20 protein-coding genes, 1 other RNA gene and 1 pseudogene are annotated in these 20258 nt (G+C 40.1%); 1 reads left to right on the plus strand and 21 read right to left on the minus strand.

Annotated elements, in window-relative coordinates; all coding sequences use genetic code 11:
- Positions 1-54: 54 nt before the first annotated feature.
- Positions 55-1263: an ROK family transcriptional regulator gene (locus tag DWX65_RS08405; protein WP_330414784.1), complete on the minus strand. Its 1209-nt coding sequence runs from the start codon at positions 1261-1263 to the stop codon at positions 55-57.
- A gap of 1 nt (position 1264) precedes the next feature.
- Here DWX65_RS08405 and DWX65_RS15755 point away from each other — a divergent pair, with 1 nt between their 5' ends.
- Positions 1265-1417: a DUF6774 domain-containing protein gene (locus DWX65_RS15755; RefSeq protein WP_416390273.1), complete on the plus strand. Its 153-nt coding sequence runs from the start codon at positions 1265-1267 to the stop codon at positions 1415-1417.
- 584 nt (positions 1418-2001) lie between these two features.
- On the opposite strand, the pseudogene DWX65_RS08415 reads toward DWX65_RS15755, so the two are convergent.
- The 20 genes and pseudogenes from DWX65_RS08415 to rnpB all read right to left on the minus strand — a co-directional run.
- Positions 2002-2094, minus strand: a pseudogene (locus tag DWX65_RS08415) (cytidylate kinase family protein); the annotation flags it as partial.
- 13 nt (positions 2095-2107) lie between these two features.
- A complete protein-coding gene (locus DWX65_RS08420; protein ID WP_118173228.1) occupies positions 2108-3475 on the minus strand; it encodes an MATE family efflux transporter in 1368 nt (455 codons plus the stop codon).
- A 230-nt stretch (positions 3476-3705) separates the two neighbouring features.
- Positions 3706-3870: a hypothetical protein gene (locus DWX65_RS14975; protein WP_158561519.1), complete on the minus strand. Its 165-nt coding sequence runs from the start codon at positions 3868-3870 to the stop codon at positions 3706-3708.
- A gap of 18 nt (positions 3871-3888) precedes the next feature.
- The gene (locus DWX65_RS08425; protein ID WP_117947407.1) at positions 3889-5142 is read right to left on the minus strand and encodes an ATP-binding protein; all 1254 of its coding nucleotides are present in this window, start codon (positions 5140-5142) and stop codon (positions 3889-3891) included.
- A 286-nt stretch (positions 5143-5428) separates the two neighbouring features.
- Positions 5429-6001, minus strand: a complete 573-nt coding sequence (locus DWX65_RS08430; protein ID WP_117947408.1) for a hypothetical protein — start codon at positions 5999-6001, stop codon at positions 5429-5431.
- 236 nt (positions 6002-6237) lie between these two features.
- Positions 6238-7317: an alpha/beta hydrolase family protein gene (locus tag DWX65_RS08435; RefSeq protein WP_118173229.1), complete on the minus strand. Its 1080-nt coding sequence runs from the start codon at positions 7315-7317 to the stop codon at positions 6238-6240.
- 62 nt (positions 7318-7379) lie between these two features.
- Positions 7380-7553: a hypothetical protein gene (locus tag DWX65_RS08440; protein WP_022244059.1), complete on the minus strand. Its 174-nt coding sequence runs from the start codon at positions 7551-7553 to the stop codon at positions 7380-7382.
- Positions 7554-7966: 413 nt separating this feature from the next.
- Positions 7967-8830 (minus strand): C39 family peptidase, encoded by an 864-nt coding sequence (locus tag DWX65_RS08445; protein WP_242997840.1) that lies wholly within the window; start codon positions 8828-8830, stop codon positions 7967-7969.
- Between the two features lie 130 nt (positions 8831-8960).
- Positions 8961-10001: a zinc ribbon domain-containing protein gene (locus DWX65_RS08450; protein WP_118173230.1), complete on the minus strand. Its 1041-nt coding sequence runs from the start codon at positions 9999-10001 to the stop codon at positions 8961-8963.
- Between the two features lie 151 nt (positions 10002-10152).
- Positions 10153-10890, minus strand: coding sequence for a YdcF family protein (locus DWX65_RS08455; protein ID WP_117947411.1), 738 nt, complete (start codon positions 10888-10890; stop codon positions 10153-10155).
- A complete protein-coding gene (locus tag DWX65_RS08460) occupies positions 10887-13370 on the minus strand; it encodes a YfhO family protein (RefSeq protein ID WP_117947412.1) in 2484 nt (827 codons plus the stop codon). Before DWX65_RS08460 ends, DWX65_RS08455 begins: the two co-directional genes overlap by 4 nt.
- Before the next feature lie 2 nt (positions 13371-13372).
- Positions 13373-15271: an LTA synthase family protein gene (locus DWX65_RS08465; protein ID WP_242997841.1), complete on the minus strand. Its 1899-nt coding sequence runs from the start codon at positions 15269-15271 to the stop codon at positions 13373-13375.
- A gap of 83 nt (positions 15272-15354) precedes the next feature.
- A complete protein-coding gene (gene efp / locus DWX65_RS08470) occupies positions 15355-15912 on the minus strand; it encodes an elongation factor P (protein ID WP_022244047.1) in 558 nt (185 codons plus the stop codon).
- A 159-nt stretch (positions 15913-16071) separates the two neighbouring features.
- On the minus strand, positions 16072-16512 hold the full coding sequence (gene rpiB / locus DWX65_RS08475) for a ribose 5-phosphate isomerase B (protein ID WP_022244046.1): 441 nt from the start codon (positions 16510-16512) through the stop codon (positions 16072-16074).
- Positions 16509-17021, minus strand: a complete 513-nt coding sequence (locus DWX65_RS08480) for a YqeG family HAD IIIA-type phosphatase (RefSeq protein ID WP_117947413.1) — start codon at positions 17019-17021, stop codon at positions 16509-16511. Before DWX65_RS08480 ends, rpiB begins: the two co-directional genes overlap by 4 nt.
- A 12-nt stretch (positions 17022-17033) precedes the next feature.
- The gene (locus DWX65_RS08485; RefSeq protein WP_022244044.1) at positions 17034-17573 is read right to left on the minus strand and encodes a hydrolase; all 540 of its coding nucleotides are present in this window, start codon (positions 17571-17573) and stop codon (positions 17034-17036) included.
- Positions 17574-17662: 89 nt separating this feature from the next.
- The gene (locus tag DWX65_RS08490) at positions 17663-18325 is read right to left on the minus strand and encodes a J domain-containing protein (protein WP_022244043.1); all 663 of its coding nucleotides are present in this window, start codon (positions 18323-18325) and stop codon (positions 17663-17665) included.
- Between the two features lie 28 nt (positions 18326-18353).
- Positions 18354-19253, minus strand: coding sequence for a DUF5685 family protein (locus tag DWX65_RS08495; RefSeq protein WP_118173231.1), 900 nt, complete (start codon positions 19251-19253; stop codon positions 18354-18356).
- A gap of 25 nt (positions 19254-19278) precedes the next feature.
- Positions 19279-19674: a hypothetical protein gene (locus DWX65_RS08500; RefSeq protein WP_118087563.1), complete on the minus strand. Its 396-nt coding sequence runs from the start codon at positions 19672-19674 to the stop codon at positions 19279-19281.
- 199 nt (positions 19675-19873) lie between these two features.
- An RNA gene (gene rnpB, locus DWX65_RS08505) (RNase P RNA component class A) lies at positions 19874-20217 on the minus strand.
- Positions 20218-20258: the final 41 nt, after the last annotated feature.

Consider the following 20258-nt stretch of genomic DNA (forward strand, 5'->3'; position numbering starts at 1 on the left):
GTTTCCTTTCCGTTTTTTTGCTCACACTTCACTCTGTTTTCACACTATAATAATTTATATTTCCATCATATGTTCCGCAAAAAAATATTTCGCAGCTCCAACAGCCGACGCTTCTTTCCTGTACGAACAGTTCTTCAGGTATGAAACATCATGTTCAAAACCATTATATGCCATCACTTTTTCTCCCAAAGGTATCATATAATCTGAGAGTACACCTCCGACATCGCCCCCCAGTATGATATCCATATCATATGCCATCCGTAGATTTGATATCAAAACAGCAAGATGATCCAGATACTCATTCCATATCTGTAAAACCTTTTTATCTCCACTTTCAAGATTTTCCATAAATGCATCCAGCGACTGCCTGTTATCTTCCGTCAGTACACTTGCAGCACAATATGCATCCGCGCATCCTGATTTACCACAATAACATTTTTTTCCACCGGGAACAAGTATCATATGACCAAACTCTCCTGCTTTCTGGTTTTGTCCGCGATACAACTTTCCATCTATGCAGAAAGCACCGCCTAATGTATGATTCAAAGACAGATATATCGCATTGGGATACTTCTGCTTTTTTTCTGCAAGCATGGCTGCATTGGCATCATTTTCAAAATACACCGGCATTCCCACAGCCTGCTCTAAAAAGCGGAGACTATAGTTCTCTATCCCTAACGCGTGGGATTTTAAAACAATCCGTTCTTTCTGATCGATAATTCCCGGGATCGCAATACCAATTCCAAGCAGTGTCTCCTTCGCAGGCTCGTCTGCCAGAAAAGTTTCAACCTTTTGTGCCACCTCTGTACAGTAGGATAATTCTGCCGTAAATTTTAAACGGATGCGGTCTTTTTTTACGATCTCATCTCCAAGATTTACCAGTACCATTTCGATATGATTCGCAGTGATCAAAAGCCCCATTGCATGACAATATGACTTATTAATTCCTATACTTTTTGCCTTTCGTCCGCCTGTCGACGCATACTCGCCCACTTCTTCTAACAGTCTTTTCTCCAACAGGTCATTTACGTTTGCTAACACAGTCGGCATACTCAGATTTAATTCTTTCGCGAGCTCCGCTTTGGACATAACCGGATGATTCAGCACATAATTGATGACTTTTTTTCTTGCTATATTTCTTTTATCTTTATTTTCCGTTTTTTTGTCCTCTTTTATTAAATATTTTATAAAAGAATTATATGCTTTTTTATTCTGTTTGTAAAGGGACGATCCGTTAACGCTAAATATCTTATGGACAACCACTATGTCAAACTGTACAAATCTTTTTTACCTCTCCACAATTTCCTGCCAGTTGTCCGAATGCCTGTCGACCGATGAGCTTACGCTTCTTGCCGCAGACCTAGTGGTATTAAGTGATATGCTTGCAAATCTTGCTGCCCGAAAATCAGTCCTTTGATATGCTATTCTTGCTGTTCCATTTTTTACATATATCGTACCGCATTTTATAAAACCATTCTTTTCAATCAGCCTTTGCATAGTTTTATTATCCGCATGAGTATCTACCCTGATATTTAAAGAAATCTTTTTACAATAGTTTAAAGCACACGGAAACAAGCCATGTACCTGACCATCTCCGGCAAGCCTGTGAATCGTCAGATATGGTTCTTCATTCAGCCAGTTACCGCCCTCAATATGCTTATAAGTAGGTTCTGTACCATCAAACAATGCAAATACCCCGTGGATTCCATTCTTGTCATATATTACCTTACATGCATTTTTATCAATATCAGATTTTATCAGATCTGCATCCGGGTAAAAATGTCCCCATTGAGTCGGATTTCCGGACTTTATCATATAATCCTGTGCATATCTGTAAATTTTAATAATTTGCTCTAAATCTGCTATTTCAGCATTTTTCACATTCAGCATGCCTTTTATTTACCTCCACATTTTTCTTATGTTACCCAATTCTTCTGTCGTCAAGCAGCTACTCTTCCTCTGTATCATACTTCACTTTCCAGAAAAAGAAAAGGTACTGCAAAAATACAGTACCAAGTTTTTTGCCACTTCTTTCCCCATAAACCGTCCGCCGCTTCCAAACTCTCTGCTGATTGTAATGATTCTTTTTGCCATAGCTGACTCCTCCTTAACTTAAACTTTCCACTTTATTCTTCCGGATTCTCTTTAAAAATACATATCCCACAAGGCATGCAGCAATCTCTGTTATCGGGAATGCCCACCAGATTAAGGAAACGTCCATCTGTCCATTTCTGACTAAACTGGAGAAAACACCTGCCAGCGGTAATATGATGACAAGCTGTCTGAGCAGTGAAATCACAAGCGACTCCAAACCGCCGTCCAATGCCTGATAAATTCCCTGATATGCTACATTGATTCCGGCGAAAATAAAGCTGATAGAAATAATTCTCATGGCTCCGATAAAATATTCCCTTGACTGTCCTGCATTAAATAATGTTGCAAAAGCCCCAGGGAAAATTTCTGTAATCGCCACACCCACAATCATAAGCACAATCGTATAGATTAAGCCATATCTGATTCCATCCTGAATCCTCTTCTTGCTATGCATTCCATAGGCAAATGCAATAATCGGCGTGATTGCATCTCTAAGTCCAAAGGCAAGGAAGAGTACAAACTGCTGTACTTTATAGAACAATCCATATGCGGTCTGAGCCGAAGGACTGAATTTTAAAATCAGATTTATCACATAAACCATAATAGACATAAGCGCCTGTCCAATAATTGCCGGAAGTCCGATTGCATAGATTTCCCTGATAATTCTGCCCTCTGGTTTCATAAACTTTACACCATGCTCAAATTCCTTATTTAATTTTACATGGAAAATAAATAACAATGCTGCTGATACCACCTGTCCGATTACGGTTGCATAGGCTGCGCCCTTTACTCCCATTTCAGGAACCGGTCCGATGCCATAAATCATAATTGGGTCAAGAATAATATTTACCACTGCTCCCACAACCTGACCAATTGTTGAATAAATGGAACGCCCGGTTGCCTGTAACATTTTCTCAAATAGCGAGAAGGAAATAATTCCAAATGAAATCACACAGCATATTCTTAAGTAGCTTGTCCCCATTGCAATGACTTCCGCATCAACGGTCTGGGATGAGATGTATGCTTTTACTCCAAACATTCCAAACAGCAGACATACTGCATAAATAATCACTCCAAGAAATAAACTGTTTCCTGCAACTTTTGCAGCTTTTTTACTTTTTCCCTCTCCCAGTGTTCTCGCGAGAAGTGCATTGGTTCCCACACCTGTTCCGATTCCCACTGCTACCATAAGCATCTGAACCGGAAACACCAGTGTAAGTGCATTAAGTGCTGCCTCACTTCCTGATTTCATGTTTCCTACAAAGGCACTGTCTACAATGTTATAAACCGCCTGCAATGCCATAGATAAAATCATCGGTATTCCCATCTGCACCATGAGCTTATTTACCGGCATTTCCTTCATCTTGTTACTTTCTGCCATCTTAACTTAATCCTCCTTTTTCCACCTGCAGAAGCTGCCACTGGCAGCTTCTTACGGATATTTGGCAATATAAAAAGTGCGCACCTATCTTATAAGTTGGACTTACGCTGATAAGCTACACACTTTTTTATTGCATTATAAAATTACAAAAACGAGTAACAAAACTGGATTTACGCAATTTTGCTACTCGTTCAGAAGTCATTATATTTTTCTTTTCGGAAAAAGTCAAATTATTTTTCTCTCGTTTTATACTCATCCCATGTTCCACCATATATGCAATTTTCAACGTAAGCCATGCCTAAATTGTAACCTCCACTTACCTTTCTCATTATTTCCTTATCCAAAATCTCAAAGTACTTACTATTATTTATTTCGGATCTATCACCAAAGAACACTTATCATCTCCTTCCATACTAAAACTCCAAACTATCCTCATTGAGCAGAAAATATTTCATGCCCATGATCACAAAGCCTTCCTCATTTCTCCAAGGCTTTTTTGTTCCATTTACTATAACAATCTTCTTAAATGAATCCGGAATATTTCGGAGTGAATTAAGTTCCTGTGTTTGCTTTTCCTCAGAAGTCATATCATAAGCCACCTGAATGTAATATCTCTGACTGCCCTGGTTTACTACAAAATCAACCTCTAGCTGCTTATGAACTCTCTTTCCGTCACTATTCTTTGCAAATACATCCACAATACCAACATCTACATTGTAGCCACGCACAAGCAACTCATTATAAACAATGTTCTCCATAATATGAGTCGGCTCCTGCTGTCTGAAGTTTAGTCTGGCATTTCTAAGTCCTATATCCGAAAAATAGTATTTCAGATTGGCTCCTACATATTTTCTCCCCTTAATATCATACCGGTCCGCTTTAGAAATCAAAAATGCCTCTGCCAAATAATCAATATGATTGGATATAGTTTTATTGCTGTAATTGATACCTCTCTCACTTTTGAAAGTATTTGATATTTTTGTTGGATTGGTAGGTGCTCCTATGGCAGAAGCAAGAATATCTACCAAAGTTCCAATCTCATCAACATTTTGAATTTTGTTTCGCTCTACCACATCCTTGATATAAACATTAGTAAAAATATTTTTAAGATACTCAGCCTTCTGGCGTTCTACAGAAAATTGTGCCACTTGTGGTAAACCACCGTATATCATATATTCTTCCCAAGCATCATCATAATCTCCATCATAAGCCGCATAGAACTCTGCAAAAGACAACGGATAAATTCTTATTTCATCTCCTCTGCCTCTAAATTCAGTTACAATGTCACTAGATAAAAATTTAGAATTACTGCCGGTTACATACACATCAATGTTACTGATACGAAGCAAACTGTTCAGCACTTCCTCAAATCGTGGCATAAACTGTACTTCGTCCAAGAGCAGATAATACTTCCGGTCATCTTCCACCCGCTCTTTAATATGCTGATAACACTTCTTTGGATCTCTCAGTTCCTCATTTTCAATGCCATCTAAAGCAATCTCAATGATGTGGTCATTATCTATGCCACTCTCCAGTAAATACTTCTTAAACAACACAAATAACAGGAATGATTTGCCGCATCTCCTGATTCCTGTGATAATCTTAACCATTCCGTTATCTTTTCTTATCTTTAACTGTTCAAGGTATGAATCTCTCTTAATCTCCATAGTGTCACTCCTTATTTTTGTGTATTGCACGAATTTTGGTAATGTTATTTTACTACTAAATTATTTTCACTTCAAGAGCCATTACTATTTTTTGTGCATTTGCACTTTTTTATGTAATGATTATAGATAATATGCAAAAAGGATACCTACACCATGTCCTGTAACACGATATAAGTATCCCTTCGCTTGATAACTACAACACATATAAATAGACTCTCAGAGATTAATCAATTTTTTCCAAAAATCTATAATTTGACGGGTATTCCAAACACCACAAATCTTCTCCTTATGGAATATCCAAAGTATGGTTTTCGCTTTTGGTATAATATTGTGTTGCTTCCCGATTCCCCATTCTAACAGTAAAGAAGCCATTTTCTATGCCTGCATGTTTCATAAATTCATCAATATCATCATTAGAATAAGTCAATCCTACATATACAGGATCATCGTTCATCATATACCGCCAAAAATGAGCATATCTCTGAGCAACTGCATCATGCTCTGCTCCCCGCATATGTTCCGAGTAGGGAACCCCAACACCCTTGTCATTTGTAAATAATGCATGCTCTTTTCCGTCTGAAGAAACATATTTGAAGTAATGATTCTGTCCGAAATCAATTATATTGTTACAAGCTTTTATTTCTAATAACTTATTTGTATCTATTTTAGGAATCTGGTCTGCTGTAAATCGAACACCTGCAACTTCATATGTTTCTCCATGTTTTCGTACCTTAGAGCTGTCATTATTGATAACCAGCAACAACAAATCAGAAATATAACTATTTTTTTCTGATGCAAACGATGAATATATCTCTGAATAAGCTACATAATTATTACCTCTCACATATAAATCAATCATCCCATTTTGCATAGTTTGTTACCGTCTTATTGGTAACCTTAAGTTCTTTGCTGACTTCGATAGGCGTGAACTCTCTTTTGTAGTTCTTCATGAGCAGCAAGAGCAATTCTTTTTCTCTACTTTTTAGATACGAAAGGCTTCCTTCCAATTTTTCGCCGTTTGAGCCCTCCGACAATTCACAAACCTTATTTGAATACAACAGTACCATGCGAAGGAAATATTACACTATTTTTTCACTATTTTACATTATTCTTTTCACTATCTTCTTCCTGCTCCTGCCCTTCCAGAAACGCCTTTATCTTCTCACCATCCTCTGGTCGGATTTCTCCGTGGGAATTTCCATCAAAGGTAATATATTCGTAGGTTTTTCCTGCCTGCTCTAATGCTTCTGTTAATTTATCTGCCTGTGCAACGGATACTTTTTCATCTCCAGTGGCATGAATGATGAGCAGCGGTATATTAATTTCATCCGCCCAATAGGTTGCAGAACGTTTCTCATATTCCTCCGGCATCTCTTCCGGGGAACCGCCTACCAAAGAATCGAATATGGTCTGCATATCACTTCTTTCCTCATATGACATAAAGCAATCGGAAAGGCCAGATATGACAACTGCCTTATGCACCCGTTCATCCTTACTTAACACTTCATAAGTCATCATTCCGCCTCTGGAAATACCCATCATATTTATGGCATCCTTATCAATATAGGAAAATTGTTCACACAAATCCAAAATCCGGACCACATCATCCACATCTGCTCCGCCAAACTGGTCTTCTCCTTCACTGCTTCCACAGCCTCTGTAGTTTGATGCAATGCAAATGGTATGAAGCTGATATGCATAAAAGCAGGTTTCTATATTTTCCAATGCTCCGTAATCCTGATTTCCACCATGATTATAAATAAGACAGGAAGTCTTTTGTCCATCCAGTAAATCTTTTGGTGCACTGAAATATCCTTCAATTTTCAGTCCATCGCTATCATAATAAAACCGATAAGATACATATTCTGATAAATCGATTCCTGCCTGGCTCTCATAATCTTCCAGATCTATTTTTTCATATTCTGTAATTCCAGCCTGACGAAAGTTCTCTTCTACCAGCTCGTCTGCGTCCAAAGACTCTTTATCCGCAAGTGCAGTTTCTGTTTCCGATTCTGATTCTGAGTCTGATTCCATCTGCGTCTCTGTTTCCGTTTTATTTTCTGTCTCAGTCTTCGTTTTATTTTTTCTCTGATTTCCTGCCACTACAACTACAATCACTGCCAGAATAATAATTCCAAGCAGTACCCCAATTTCAATAACCTTTTCCTTTTTCATAATTTTTGCTAAACCTCCCGCCTTGCCGCTTCGATTTTCATCTTCCCTAACTCCTTTATCCTCTATTCTATAATCTCATACTGCATCAGTTCGTATTTTAACTTGCTTCCTTCCATAATTTCTGCCGGAAGAAGTGCTCTTGCCACAAGTTTCAAATCATCTGAAGCAATGTCTGTCCTCTTTAAATTTGCATAGTCTCCATCAATGGATACGACTTCGTAATACCATGTTTCCATGTTCTATAGCTCCCTTCTTGTTAAAATATTTGTAAAAGAGTGGGAAATGTGATGCCGGTTTTCTTCCGGCATTCGTGCGATGTAATATCTGGCTTATTCTCCGAACCCGGATGCTCCATAAGAACTGCAAGAGGCACTAAGAATTTCGATTTCATTTTTATTTTCTTCTGGCAACCGGTGCAAATTCACATCCATGTTCATATGCACCTCGCTGGCACTTCCATGTGCCAGCGTTGCCGGACTCCATCCGAAATTTTAAGTGCCTCTAACAGTCCTTATCAGGCATCCTCACTTCGGAGAACAATCCAGATATTGCCACACTACCGTTAGAAAAATTACTCCCAATATTTCCCACTCGCCTTTCGAATCATTTTATCAAGAATTATAGCAGATTTTCGTAAAGAATGCCACTTCTACTGATACACCCACAAATCCCGGATCTGGCTCATAAGGTCTTCTATCTTCCATGCCTTATTACTGTTCTTTTTACTATTGGAATCATTCACTGTTATTTTTCCTTCGGAATCTACTCCTGTTAATACAATAAAATGTCCGGATGTGGTAAAATCTCCCGGTCCCATGATACAGATAATCGGATGCCCCTGGGATAATTCCTGCCGGATACTGTCTTCGCTGAGACTCAGCTCCTGTGCAGATAAGCCAAGCTTTGTGGCAAGTTCCGTCATCATACTCCAGGCGGAACCGCTTCCATTCACATAGAAGCCATCCTCCTGTGCCATCTGGGCAACGGCATAAGGATTCATGGAAGTATCTCCGGTCAGTCCCACATAGACCATGGACAATGCCGTCGGACCACATCCTGTAATTGCAAGGAAATTATCTCCATAGGTTCTATAGCCCCAACGCTCGTCCCACTGAAGGAAAAGCGGTATTTTACCATCTGTTACATCCGATGAAATATCAATCGGCTGCTCGTTGTTTCCATTCTTCTTATAATCAAGCACAAACTGTCTTGCTTCTTCATTTTTCTCGTAAAGTTGTACAAGGCTTTCCGGATACCCCTCTGCCGTAAGTGTTGCCTCTGATTTTACATTCCAGTGATTTAAGAAGCCTTGCACAAATGATGTTCTGCCCGCGGCAAAAACTACCAGCAGAATTATTGCTGCCACAAATATTCTTTTGATTCTTCGCATTCTTCTTGCTTTTTTCCGGCGCATGCTCCGCTTTTTTATGTTCGTTGCATGTTGTGTATTCCGCTGTCCGGCTGCTCCTGATTGTTGTAAATTTCGTTGTCCTTCCTGTTCTGACTGCATCATAAAAAACACCCCTTTTTCATTCTTTACTCTTAGTAAAGCACACAAAAAAGGAGTGTTCTTAAAGATATTCTATTTCATTTCTTAGATTATTCTTAACAGAAAAATAAATTTCTAAATGATATATTAATATTTACCAGTCGCTATCCCAGTCAGATGAATTAGAATCCCAGCTGTCATTGGAATCCCAGTCATATCCACTGTCTGAACTGCTGTCCGAGCTGTCTGAGCCATAATGCTCTTCATAATATCTGCTGTCTTCAAAATTGGTAATGCTGTTATCCCAGTCATAGCCATTCTGATAAGTCATTTCATAATCAGAACGGTTATTTAAAATATCATCCGGTACCTCATCGCTGTCTATCTTATCATAGTCATAACCATCATACTCGAACCAGTTATTGTGGCTGTGAACGTAAACCGTATTTTGGTATTGGTAATAACTTGCCTTCTTGTAATTATGTATCGGAATCAGAACGATTAAAAAGCACATCAGGAAACAAACGGCACAGGTTAAGAATTTCTTTCCGGCAAATCCCTGATATATCTTTTCAAATACCGTACTTTTTTCCCTTAACCCACAAACAATAAGGTCTAATATCACTGCCACAGGTGCTGCGGCAATCAGTGCAATAAAAAGTGCTGTTCCAATTCCCCGGTATAATGTATCTAACACAAAGAGTACAAAGGAACCAAAGAAGAAAAGAAAGAATGCTCCAATCCCGGCAAAGGTTCTTCCTATTACCTTTCCTGTTGACATTGGCTTTCTGTTATTTCCATAACTGCTTCTTACATTTCCAGCCCGATTATGTTCCTTCTGGTTTAAGATTTCCTCTTTTAACTTAAGATACAGCTCATTTACCGCATAGGCTTCATCCGTTCCCTGATAGCGGATCGCCCGCTCGCCGTTTGCCTTGTTCTTATAGACAATGACATTCTGACCTTCCCGGTAAATACCAAAGGCTTTGGGCTGTGTGTAATTGATTCCGATAAAGAATCTCGTCACTTCATACGGTGGCAGATTCCGCGCCTGATACCACTGCTGCAATTCTTCAATAGTCTTTGGCGTATGGTCTGCAGTACGCTTTACTGCCTGATTGGTGGCTCCACAGTAAGGACATTTCTCATCTGTTTCCTTAATGATGGAGCCACAGTATTCGCATTTAATCTCCATAGCTATATAAACCCTTTCTCCATAAAACTCCTGTTACTTTTTATACTATTCTATTCTTCCACCCGATACAAGCCCATTTAGAACAAAGAATGTGCCTTGGCACACATTAAAGTCTCCGGTCAGTCTTTGACTTTTCCATTCATCCGCATAATTACAGCAAAAATTTTATCTCTGCTAAAAATTCCCGCAGCATATTATTTGGAAGATAAACCGGTGTAGACTTTGCTGCTATTCCACAGACATTGTCCAGTCCGTATTTTCGTGCAATCTGCTTTGCCCGGAACAGATGAAAATCATTGGTGATAATTCCAACGGATGCCCCATCTTTTATCAGTGCCTTGCTGTACTCCATATTCTGCTCTGTATTTAAGGACTTATCCTCTAAGAGAATCCGGGACGCATCAATCCCCTGTTCTTTTAAATACTGTGCCATTCCTTCGGCTTCGGAATATGGTTCATTTGCACCCTGTCCGCCGGATACGATACAGATTGTCTTTGGATTATCCTCTAAATATTCCACTGCCTCATCCAGCCGGTATTTTAACGCAGCACTTGGTCCGCTTTCCCTCACCTGTGCCCCCAGCACAATAATATAGTCAAGTCCCGCTTCGCCTTTTTCATGCATCTGACTTATGATGCAGCCTTCTACGATAAAAAATGCTGTAAATCCCGCTGCAACGACAACAATACAGATTCCCTTAACCAGCCGGGGAACTTTCTTCCAGAAAGATTTCCAGACAGAATACCCAAACAGGAAGAAAAGTACCGCAAGTCCGATCCACACCAGAAAAAATGATGTTCCGGAACCCGTTGCCAGTACCATCCCGGAATAAACAACACAAAGTACCGCCAGTACCACAAATATCAGAAATGTTATTTTTTTCTTCATGCCCTCTCTCCTCGTTTTCTCACAACAACCGGTATCCAGGTAATGCAAAGGAATAAGAACAATGCTCCACCGGAAAGCAATGCTCCCAGTTTCAGATTCGGTGTTGTATATTTTAATATAATATCATGGCTGCCTTCTTTTAATGGAATGCTGATAAACGCATCGCAGAAATGCTCATAATCCACTTCTTCCCCATCCACAAAGACATGCCAGCCTTCATCATCCGGCACGGACAGCAAAAGAGTTCCGGCTTTTTTTACGTTGATGCTGCCTTCGATTCTGCTGTCACTGTAGGATTTTAACTCCATGGTCTGCTGGGATAATGTATGATATGCTGCCTGAAATGCTGCATCATTTAACCGGTAGCCCTGCACCAGTATCTGATCCGTATCGGCAGAAGTCAGCGCAATATCTTCCCCAGCCTCACAATAGCCCAAATCCAGTAAATAGACATGGTCACATTTAGAAAATGTCCGCGTGCGGTTTCCAGTGGTTGCGGTAATGGTTTTGGCATCCTTCATCGTATAATAACCATAATAATAGCCGGTTTCCGTTACCTGAATCACGGTTTTGCCATCATGTAATTCTGCATCCACCGGCTCTAAAAGATTCTCCGTTGCACCAAGGGCATAGGCGAGTTCATTCTGTGCCATTATCGGTGTTCCAAGGGTAAAATCCCACTTTTCCGTCAAATCACTATCTACCATAAAACCAAGTGGCAGTGTATAAGTATTTTCATATAAGTATATGCCATTCTGTTCTGATATCAGACTTCGATACGGACTTTCCTCTTCTGCACTGTCCGTCAGGATATATTTTACCGAAAGCAGCGAGGAAGTAAGCATCGTTGCACCATTATAGCAGTAATAATTCTTACCGCCTTCCATTCCCATCTCCCGGTAGAAATCTGCCACATCTTTATTTATAAGAGAAGAAAAAACAGATGCGGATGCATAGTTTGAAAGTGCCGACTCATTCTTCGTCATCCGGTTAAACTTATCCATACGGAAGAAACCGTCATCCTCTGCTCCTGCTGTCTCCGCCAGTGTTTTATAATCCTCTAAATGCTGGGTATACAGCGTCCGGCTGGTAGTAGAAATACTGGTCGTGTCAAGATTTACGCCTGCCTCGGCACATACCAGAATCACCGCAAATATCGATACGATAGTCCGCATCGTCTTATCCTTCCGCCGATAGAATAACAGCAGAAGTGCATAACCTAAAATCAAAAGTCCTGTTAAAAGCATCTGCTCCGGTGTCACCTGCTCTAAATCTGTAAACCGGAAACATAAAACCAATACCAGCTCCGCTAACAGGAATGCAAATAGGATTTTAAAAATGCTATTGCCTCTTTCTTCCCGCACTGCTTCATAACCTAAGGTCAACAGTAAAAATGCAAATAAAAAGGTCTGTCTTGCCGGAAGTCCATCCGGAAAATGAAAGCCATGCCAGATAAAATCCAGTTTATTATTTGCAAAGCTCACAAAGAAAAATGCCACCAGTAAGAGTCTTGGAATCTTTGCACCAATTCGGATCCTGCGATTCAAAAGATAAAGGAATAATAATAATAAAATTGCCGCTCCGCAGTAAAGATTTGGCATATGTCCTACCGTAGAAGACGGCTCGACACCAATGCAGAACCTTGCTGCTTCATCCAGCAGGCCAAAATACCACTCCATTTTTTCCGGAAAAGAGATTCCACCGGAACCACTTCCGCTTAATGCCACTATCTCCGGCAGAATCAGTACTGCTCCCATACCGCCTGCCAGGATGGAGCCGGCCGCAAATTTAAGAATTGCTTTTCCTATCCCGCTTTTCTGCTCTAATATCAGAATCACAAAATAAAGCACCAGATAGATGCAGACCATAATGGAAATATAGTAGTTTGAAAGAATCGAAACCGCCAGTGTTACCACATAAAGCGTCATCTTCTTTCCTTCTACCAGTCTTTCCAGACCCAGCAAAATAAGCGGCAATAACACCACCGTATCCAGCCACATAATATCCCAGTTATAAGCACACATAAACCCGGATAACGCATAGAATACCGCAAATAAAGCAATGCGATATCCATTATCTTTATAATGCCGGTTTAAGTAAAATGCAAAAGTAAGTCCGCTAAGTCCAGTCTTAATTAAAATCAATACCGTCATAAATTCGATAACCAGATTAGACGGACATAATAATAACAGCCAGTTAAAAGGACTGGATAGATAATATGCCATCAGGGATACAAAATCTGTACCAAGCCCCAGATTCCATGTATATAATAACCCGCTTCCGCTCTTTAACTTATTCATGAATTCCGTAAAAAACGGTGCATACTGGTGATACATATCAATATGCAGAAAACACTGATTGCCAAAAGGATAAATCTCATGGCCGATACAGACTCCCAGTGCAAGAAAAAACGGAATGCAAAAAGCCAGTATTAACGGCATCTTCTTATTGTTTTTGATTCGAAGTAATCTTTCCTTCATTTCTATTTTTCTCCATCCCAGTCAAATAAAAGATAATACTGCAGCGTCTGATAATTAAGCCATGCATCACTGCCTTCTGCTTCCGTATGTTGCGTGGAAATCAATGGCATCTCCTTCTTTTGTTCCAGTAAATAATTCTGATAATCCGACAACGGAACTCCTGCTGCTTCCATCATCTGTGCCCCCAGATAGTTGGCACTGCTCTCCTGATTTACCGCCTCATCAATATCATAATTTGCCCAGATAACATAAGGCACCTTATAACGAAGCTGATTTTCTTTTTCTGTTAAATCAGAGGATGATTTGCCTTCTAAATTCCAGATTGGCTCCACCACCGCATCTGTCGGCTGGTGGTCACCAAAGAATACGATAACCGTAGGTTCGTCCTGTGTCTCAAAATAATCAATCAGCTTTTCCAATGCTGCATCCGATAATTTTACCAGGGTCAGATATTCCGATAACTGGGCAGATACCGTTCCATCTACTGTAATATTTCCCTGAAGATTCTGATAGCCATCGGTATATGGGCTGTGATTCTGCATGGTTACATTAAAGATAAATGCCGGCGTTCTTGCATCTTTTTTTTCATATGTCTCAATAATCTTATCCACACAGGATGAATCATCGATATAGCCCCTCACATAAGTGGAACCATAGAAATCTGCAGAAGAATAAAAGCTGTCAAATCCCAGCAGCGGATATATCTTATCCCGGTTCCAGCCGGACGCATAATATGGATGCATGGCATATGTCTCATAACCCAAGCTCTTTAGATAAGATGCCATGCTTGGTGTGTCCTTTGTAATATACTGCTGATACGGAATACTACCAGCCGGAAGAAATGCCATGGTATCTCCCGTTAAGAATTCAAATTCCGTATTTGCTGTATTTCCACCCTTAACCGATACATTCAAATATCCGGTCTGGGTATTTTCTGCCCCCTGTTGCAGGCTGTGAATAAACGGCATATAGTCTTCATTTACCGGAAGTGCCTCATCGGACAGAACCCCCAAATCGGAAAAGGCTTCATCCATAATGACGATAACATTCGGAAGCTGGTCTGTTGTTTCTTTCTGATTTGAGAATTCCTCTCCAAAATTATTTCTCTGGTCGTATGCCGTCCAGTCAAGACCATCCTCATTTTCTAATAATTTCTTTGCCTTTTCAACAGAATATCCTTCCGGCTTCTCCACCTTAAGATACTGCATATCCATAAGAAACGTCACTGCAAAGCCATTTCGTTCATACATGACTGTAGGCGTAAAAAGGAACGGATAAAGCTGTAATTCACTTACCATTGCATCATCCTGTACCATCCAGCCAATTCCTGCCATACAGGCAATAGAAATCACAGCACTACCTGCGCGGAGCAATATCTTTTTCCGCGAAATATGAATCTTTGCATAACGCTCCGTAAATGCCAGAAAGAACATCAGAAGAATCAACGCAATCTGACGGGACGGCAACATATAATTATAGCCTCCGGCAACACTGGCTGCCGTTCCAAGAGACAGCAAATCCCACGGCACCACCGGAGAACCACGGAAGGAAATGACATAATAATTCGCAATGCTCAATGCAATTCCAAGAATTGTTTCCGTACGAAGTGCGATCACTGCACTTCCGGTAATTGCCAGCAGCAGCCACACAAAAGCCTCAAATAAAAGGAGATTTAGAATTTGTGCTCTCCACCTGGTTCTTACAAAAGGATTATATGTCATAAATGCAGTAATATAAAAAAGCAGAACCGGATATCCGAATAATATCGCATATTTCAACCACTTTGGTGCGTCTGCATGATAAATCCTTTTTATGAAATTTTTCTCTTTTCTGCTTTCTTCCTGCATAGCCTGTTTCCTCAACTTTCCATTCTCATTGCCATAACCTGCTGGTACTGCCACTAATAGTTCCTTCCTAATGCCCGGCAACAGAAAAAGGAGTTTCAAAACAACTGTTTTGAAACTCCCACGTATTTCGCATAAAATTATACTCTGGATAAATACTCACCAGTTCTTGTATCGATTTTAATGACATCATCCTGCTCTACGAATAATGGAACCATTACAGTTGCACCAGTCTCAACAGTTGCAGGTTTTGTTGCACCTGTTGCAGTATCACCCTTGAATCCAGGTTCTGTCTCTGTAATCTGAAGTTCAACAAACAATGGTGGTTCAACAGCAAATACGTTGCCATTGTGAGAACAGATTTTACACATTTCGTTCTCTTTTACAAATTTTAAGGTATCACCGATGGTTGTCTTATCTAAAGCAATCTGCTCATAGTTTTCAACATCCATGAAGTAATACAAATCTCCGTCAGAATATAAATACTGCATATCTTTACGGTCGATACGTGCCTGTGGGCATTTCTCTGTTGGACGGAAAGTTTTCTCAACTACACCGCCACTCTTGATATTCTTTAATTTGGTTCTGACAAATGCAGCACCCTTTCCAGGTTTAACGTGCTGGAATTCAATAATCTGATAAATATTTCCTTCTAATTCGATTGTAATTCCGTTTCTGAAATCTCCTGCTGAAATCATCGATATTCCTCCTAATTTTCGTTGCTAAGCACCATAAGACGCTACCATCGGCAGGTTCTTACGGGTATTGGAAAAAATTCTCATTCCAAACTTGTCACTCACTCGTTCTATTCTATAATAAAACAAGCCATTTTTCAACCTTTTTTTTGTGACTTTACCCTATCTTGATTCAATTTCATGAATCATGGCAATACGTTTTTCATGTCTGCCACCCTGAAATTCTGCATTCAGGTATGCTTTTACAATATCTTTTGCCTTCTCGATTCCAACAATTCTTGCTCCAAATGCGATGATATTGGCATTGTTATGTTCTTTTACCAGATGCGCAGTTGTTACATCAGAACATACTGCTGCACGGACACCTTTTACCTTATTAGCAGCTAAAGAGATTCCAACCCCGGTACCACAGATTAATACGCCACAGTCTACTTCCCCGGCTGCAACTGCACGTCCTACTTTTTCACCATACTCCGGATAGTCACAGCTCTCGGTAGAATCTGTTCCGTAATTTACAACTTCATGTCCCATTTCCTCTAAATACTTTTTAATTGCAAATTTCATTTCGACTGCACTGTGGTCATTTCCAATTCCGATTTTCATAATTTTTCTTCCTTCTTTCTCTTCCTTGTATAAAAAAATAACACAATTTTCTCCAAGTATCTCTTTAAAACAATCTGTATTTCTTCTTTCGGATGTATCGGTTTTACCAGAATCGTACGGATTCCCGCACGGTTTGCCCCATACACATCAGTAAATATCTGGTCTCCCACAAATAACGTATTCTCCGTGGTGGTTCCCATCTCTTCCATTGCCTTAAGATAATTTTTCGTTGACGGTTTTCCTGCCTTGTAAATATAGGAAACATTTACCGCATCATTGAACATCTTCACCCGTGGTTCCTTGTTATTCGATAACAGCATACAATGATAACCCAGCTCTTTTAAATGAGCAAACAGCTTTTTTGCCCGCTCATCCGCCGGTGCTCCGTGTGGAACAAGTGTATTATCAATATCAAAAATAATGCCCCGGTATCCCTCTTCATAAAGTTTATCAAAGTCAATGACATAGGTAGAATCCAGATATTCATCGGGATAAAATCTTTGCAGCATATCCTGTCTCCTTTATTTAATCAGTGCAGAAATCTGTTTAAATACCGGTCCGCCTGCCTTACGTGTCAATTCAAATAAAATAGCTTCCTTAGATGTAATCAGAATGCCTTCCTGTTCCGCTCTCTTTAAACCAAGTTCCTTATCCAGTTCTTTTCTTGAAGATACACAGTCTGCTACGATAACCGGCTGATACCCTGCTGCCTTTAAATCAATGGCTGTCTGAAGTACACAGATATGTGCTTCAATTCCACAAATCAGGACATTTTTACGCTCTTTATCCATTGCTTCATATACCGCTTCTGTTTCATATGCAGAAAATGTGGTCTTGTCATATGCCACATCACTTCCAATTGCTTCACAAATCTCCGGAATATTATTTCCTAATCCCTTGGCATACTGTGTGGTCAATACCATCGGTATTTCCAATAAATTAAGTCCCTTTAATAATGCAGCAGAATTTGCCACAAGTTCCTCTCTTCCTGACATTGCCGGCAAAATCTTCTCCTGATAGTCAATTACAATACATGATGTATTTTCAGCTAAAATTCTCATTTCTAATCTCCATTTCTGTTTTTTCATTCTACAGTATAGCAGAAGTTTTCATTCTTGCAAATAAAAAAGATCTTCAAAAATATGGTTTTCTAATATGGTCTGAAACAACAGCAGTTACATAAAAGATTCAATAACAGCATACTCATGCACCAGCCGCTGCTGCCGGAATATGGCCGTTCATATTCACCGCCTCTGCTCTGATACCAGGTTCCGCCAAACTCTAACTGCTGCTGCAGCTGACGATATTCCATATTACTCGGTTCCATATTGACAGCCTGACTGGCATGCTCCTTTGCCGTTACATTATTACCGCTTCCGGCATTGGCAATTGCACTGTAATAATACCAGCGTGCCGTTCTGTCAGAAATGCCATCTAACACATGCAATGCTTCTTTAAAGCAACGATTCCGGATGTAATTTGCAGCCGCCTGCATCTCTACCGATTCACCTGAAGCACTGCTGCCATAACCGCTGTTTCCATATGCACCATTGGTTCTGCCATAGCCAAAACCACCATAACCGTAAGCGCCACCGCCGCCGTAACCGCTTCCATAGCTGTAACCCTGCTGTTTCTGTTTCATAATCTGGTCATAAGCCATCTGTACTTCTTTAAATTTTTCTTCTGCCTGTGCACGGTCAGGATTATTTACATTGGCATCCGGATGATATTTGCGGCTCAGATTCCGGTATGCCCGTTTGATTTCTTCATCTGTTGCTCCCGGAGCTATGCCCAGCACTTTGTATGGGTCCATACTACTTACTCCTTCTTAATTCTTAACTTCACTTTGTTGCACTTTTCCTGTCTGCCTTCTGTTTTTCGGCTTTCTGTTTTTCAAGAAGCTTCTGCTGCTTCCGCTCACGTTTCAGTCTGTTGTACTCATATTTCGTCCAGACTCCGGAATATAATACATTCCGCAGAATGTCTGCATGCATAAGAATTGGCAGACGTTCAAAGGACTTGGCACACTCTGACATCATACTGGTCAGCAGCAGCTTCACAAAGGTATCCAGATTCTGCATATCCTCTTTCCGCTGTACCCGGAAAACATTGTATGCATTTTTACGCTTATCTGTTTCAAAATCCTCATAGGCATCCATCAGATAAATAAACTTTCCTAAATAAAATCCAAAATATCTGAGTTCTTCTGCCCATATATCTTCCCGCCATGCAAAAATTTCGCCCAGCATGGTTCCTGTCAGTCCTGATATTTTATCAATATTGGATTCCTGTGCATCCTCTGCCTTACCCAGTTCTTCGATATAGGTTTCTACTGCCTTTACCTGTCTTGGGTATTTTGCCATGATGCGATTATAATCTTTTCCCAGCATTCTGGCAAATGCTTTTTTCGAATAAGAACGATTGTCTCTCCAGTCATCTTCAAAATTCTGGTAGGAAAGAATAATATTCATATCAGCAGCATATTCTGTTGCTTCATTGATTCTGGCTGTCCGTTTTTTCGTCGGATGCAGCGCACATACAAAATCTGTGCTTTTTTCCTCCAGCTCATAAAGTCCGGTCAAAAGCACTACCAGAAATGTCATGTCATAGTTTAAAAGCATCTGGCCTTTACGGCCGGAAACCTCCTTTAGTTTCTGACAAAGTCCGCAGTAATAACCCTGGTAAATCTTTTTATTTTCATCTGATAATTCATTACGATTGATATTTACATATCCAAACATACTGCTTCCTCCAAATAGCTACAGCTCAACTTTTCTTTATGAATTCCATTCTGCATTTTGGACAGGTAATGCAGATTTTACCTTTTCCTTTTGGAACACGAACCTTCTGTTTACATCCCGGACAACGATAAAACCGGTAAATCTTACGCTGCTGCCACTGTTTCTTCCATGCATCCTTTTTTACCACCACACGATATTTTGCATTCAAATACTTCTGATTCTGTGCATACATCTTGGAAATGTTCTTCGAAAACATACGATAATAAGTATACACCAGAAGAACAATTCCAGCTATATAAAATATACCAAGGTGACTAAAAATTGAAACTACCAGTAATATCAGTGCAATTCCAAGATATAATCTTGATAACTGATCTACTCCATATCTTCCTGACATAAATCTCGCTAACTTCTCTTTCAAATATAAGACCTCTCTTCTTTTTATATCTACGCACCTGCCACCGGCAGTTCCTTACGGATGCTTACGCAAAAATATGGTGATATGTATGTTCACATATCACCATACCCTGATATTCATCTTAAGTCCCCTGCTTTTCTGTGTCAACAGAGTTATTGTCTTTTAAGAAACATTTTAGAATTACATTAGATTTGATAGTAAGAAACCAAGCAGGGCTGTAAGCCGGGTTATGTTGAAAATGGTCATCTATCTAGGACGGCTGTTGCCAACCGCCTCAAGCAACCTACCTTAAGCTGGCGGGCCACGTCAATGCTTAAATCTGGTCTTGCTTCGAATGGGGTTTACAGAGCCATCTCTGTTACCAGAGATGCGGTAGTCTCTTACACTGCCTTTCCACCCTTACCAGTTACCTGGCGGTACATTTCTGTTGCACTTTCCTTGGAGTTGCCTCCACCGGACGTTATCCGGCATCCTGCCCTGCGAAGCCCGGACTTTCCTCGTCTGTATGTCTTTCGACAATGCAGCCGCGACCATTCACCCTACTTGGTTCTTCATGGTTTTATTATATGGTAACGTTACCAGTTTTT

The sequence above is a fragment of the Roseburia sp. AF20-18LB genome (assembly GCF_003461185.1).
GTDB lineage: Bacteria > Bacillota > Clostridia > Lachnospirales > Lachnospiraceae > Roseburia_C > Roseburia_C amylophila.